Origin of the sequence: Pseudoalteromonas lipolytica (assembly GCF_900116435.1) — a bacterium.
GTDB classification, from domain to species: Bacteria; Pseudomonadota; Gammaproteobacteria; order Enterobacterales; family Alteromonadaceae; genus Pseudoalteromonas; species Pseudoalteromonas lipolytica.
In genome coordinates, this window is record NZ_FPAZ01000039.1 from 1 (window position 1) to 2,928 (window position 2,928).

General features: G+C 40.4%; 3 protein-coding genes. 1 reads left to right on the forward strand and 2 read right to left on the reverse strand.

What is annotated here, in order from left to right:
- Positions 1-431: 431 nt before the first annotated feature.
- Positions 432-1,076, reverse strand: a complete 645-nt coding sequence (gene pyrE, locus BM378_RS20135) for an orotate phosphoribosyltransferase (protein ID WP_036973002.1) — start codon at positions 1,074-1,076, stop codon at positions 432-434.
- A gap of 23 nt (positions 1,077-1,099) precedes the next feature.
- Positions 1,100-1,813, reverse strand: coding sequence for a ribonuclease PH (gene rph, locus BM378_RS20140; protein ID WP_036973003.1), 714 nt, complete (start codon positions 1,811-1,813; stop codon positions 1,100-1,102).
- A gap of 180 nt (positions 1,814-1,993) precedes the next feature.
- Here rph and BM378_RS20145 point away from each other — a divergent pair, with 180 nt between their 5' ends.
- Positions 1,994-2,854 carry a YicC/YloC family endoribonuclease gene (locus BM378_RS20145; protein ID WP_036973004.1) on the forward strand — a complete coding sequence of 287 codons (861 nt, stop codon included), beginning with the start codon at positions 1,994-1,996 and terminating at the stop codon, positions 2,852-2,854.
- The last annotated feature ends 74 nt before the right edge of the window (positions 2,855-2,928 follow it).

Here is a 2,928-nt window from a genome sequence, read left to right on the forward strand (position 1 = left end):
CTGTACGAGTGCCCACACAGATGATTGCTTTATATTGTTAAAGAACGTTGCGATTAAAGCGTTTCACTTTAACTCGCCAGGGCTGCGTATATTACGCTTCCCTATTTTTTTGTCAACACTTAATTTTGAGAAAATTTAATTTTTCGAAACTAAGTTTTACTTAACACTCCGAGTTGCTCTTGCCTCGCTAAGCGTTGCAGTCTGCCGTCTCAGTGGGGTCGCATTATAGGGAGATGGAATTTTTTCGCAAGCACTTTTTTCTAAAAACTTTAAAAAAAGGGCTTTTTCACCAATTCTTATCTAAACAGCACAAAAGTGAAACTTTATTAACGCTTAAATAACCTTTTTCCTTGTTTAAGGCCCACTAAATCAAAACAAAAAGCCCAGCTAATGTAGCTGGGCTTTTTAAAATTGATTAATCAATTAACTAATTATGCAATGCCGTATTGGTCACGATACGCTTTAACCGCGGCTAAATGCTCATCCATTGTGCCTTTTGCTTCTAGGTAACTAATTAAGTCTGCTAGTTTCACAATAGAGATAACTTTTGTTCCAAAGTCACGTTCAACTTCTTGAATCGCAGAAAGCTCAGCTTTGCCTTTTTCTTGACGGTCTAGAGCAATAAGCACACCACTTAAATCTGCACCATTATCTGCAATGATTTCCATTGATTCACGAATGGCTGTGCCAGCGGTGATCACGTCATCAACTAACATGATTTTACCTTTAAGCTCAGAACCGACTAATGTGCCCCCTTCACCGTGTGCTTTTTTCTCTTTACGATTAAAGCAATAAGGTACATCTTTATCGTGGTGATCCGCTAATGCAACCGCGGTAGTTGTTGCAATTGGAATACCTTTATAGGCTGGACCAAATAAAACATCGTATTCGATGCCTGCATCTTCCAGTGCCGCAGCATAAAAACGTCCCAAGCGAGCAAGATCACGACCGGTATTAAACAAACCTGCATTAAAGAAGTAAGGGCTAGTACGGCCTGACTTTAAAGTAAACTCACCAAATTTAAGCACCTGCTTTTCAAGTGCGAATTCAATAAACTCTTTTTGATAATCTTTCATTACTAAATTAACCTACTTCTAAATTATGCTAAAGCTTGCTTTTGAGCATCGATAATTTCACGGATAGAATGCTTAGCCAGTGAAAGTAGCTCATCTAATTCATCAAACGAGAAAGGTTCACCCTCGGCAGTCCCTTGGATTTCGATGATTTTGCCGGTTTCAGTCAAAATAACATTCATATCGGTTTCTGCTTCAGAGTCTTCTAGGTATTCAAGGTCTGTAATTGGTTGACCTTTATATACACCCACAGAAATAGCTGCAATCATATGTTTAAGTGGATTAGAGTTGATCATGCCTTTGCTGCGCATGTACGTCAGCGCATCAACAAGCGCAACACATGCGCCGCTGATTGATGCAGTACGAGTTCCGCCATCAGCTTGAATTACGTCACAATCAATTGTAATGGTGTTTTCGCCTAACGCTTTTAAATCAACCGCAGCACGTAATGCGCGTGCGATTAAGCGTTGAATTTCCATTGTACGACCGCCTTGCTTCCCGCGAGCTGCTTCGCGACCATTACGGGTATGTGTTGAACGTGGCAACATACCGTATTCAGCCGTAACCCAACCTTTACCTTGGCCTTTCATAAAGCGTGGTACACCTGCTTCAACAGTTGCAGTACACAATACTTTCGTATTTCCGAACTCTACTAATACTGAACCTTCAGCATGCATAGTGTAATTACGTGTAAATGTAACCGGTCTAATTTGGTTAGGTGTTCTTTCGCTTGGACGCATTAACGATCCCCTTAAATCTGAATTTGCCACATTATAAGTATATATACGTGTAGATGCCATGTTGATTTACATAATTAAATGAATGTGAAATATGCAGCTGAAAAAATTTCCGCTAGAGGTTAAAGGCTGATACGGTATAATCAACCAAATTTGTAAATAAATAACACTAGGAAATCATCCATGATCCACAGCATGACAGCTTATGCGCGTCGCGAAATTAAAGGCGAATGGGGCACTGGCACTTGGGAAATTCGTTCAGTTAACCAACGTTACCTTGAAACTTTTATCCGCGCACCAGAGCAATTTCGTGGGATGGAACCTGTTATCCGTGAACGTTTACGCAAACACCTACAGCGCGGAAAAGTAGAAGTTTTCCTAAAATTTGCAGCAAACCCAGCACATGTTGGTGAGCTAACAATTAATGAATCTCTGGCTGAGCAGCTTATTAAAAGCGCGCAATGGGTGCAGCAACAAAGCAATGGCGACATCAACCCTGTTGATATTTTACGTTGGCCAGGTGTGATGGAAGCTGAAGAGTTAGACATGGATAGTGTGAATACTGCACTGATCGCAGGCTTTGATGAAGTAATCGAAGACTTTAAACAAGCACGAGGCGATGAAGGCGCTAACCTTCACGAAATGATTGCAACCCGTTTAGATGCAATTTTAGAGCAAGTAGTCATTGTTGAGAGCCACTTACCAGAAATAGCTAAATGGCAACGCGACAAACTAAATCAAAAACTAGAAGAGTTAAAAACGGATATCGACGAATCACGTCTTGAGCAAGAACTTATTTACCTTGCTCAAAAACAAGATGTGGCCGAAGAACTAGACCGCTTAAAATCGCATGTTAAAGAAACTAAAAAAATCTTAACGAAAGGTGGCGCTTGCGGTCGTCGTTTAGACTTTATGATGCAAGAGTTTAACCGCGAAGCGAATACGCTTGCGTCTAAGTCAATTAACAGCGACATCACAAACGCAGCTGTCGAGCTTAAAGTGTTAATTGAACAAATGCGCGAACAAATTCAAAATATCGAATAGTTTTTTTACCCGTCCAAGAATGTCTTAAAAGCCCTGTTATTTGCTTGTAAATACAGGGCTTTTTTATTTTTCCC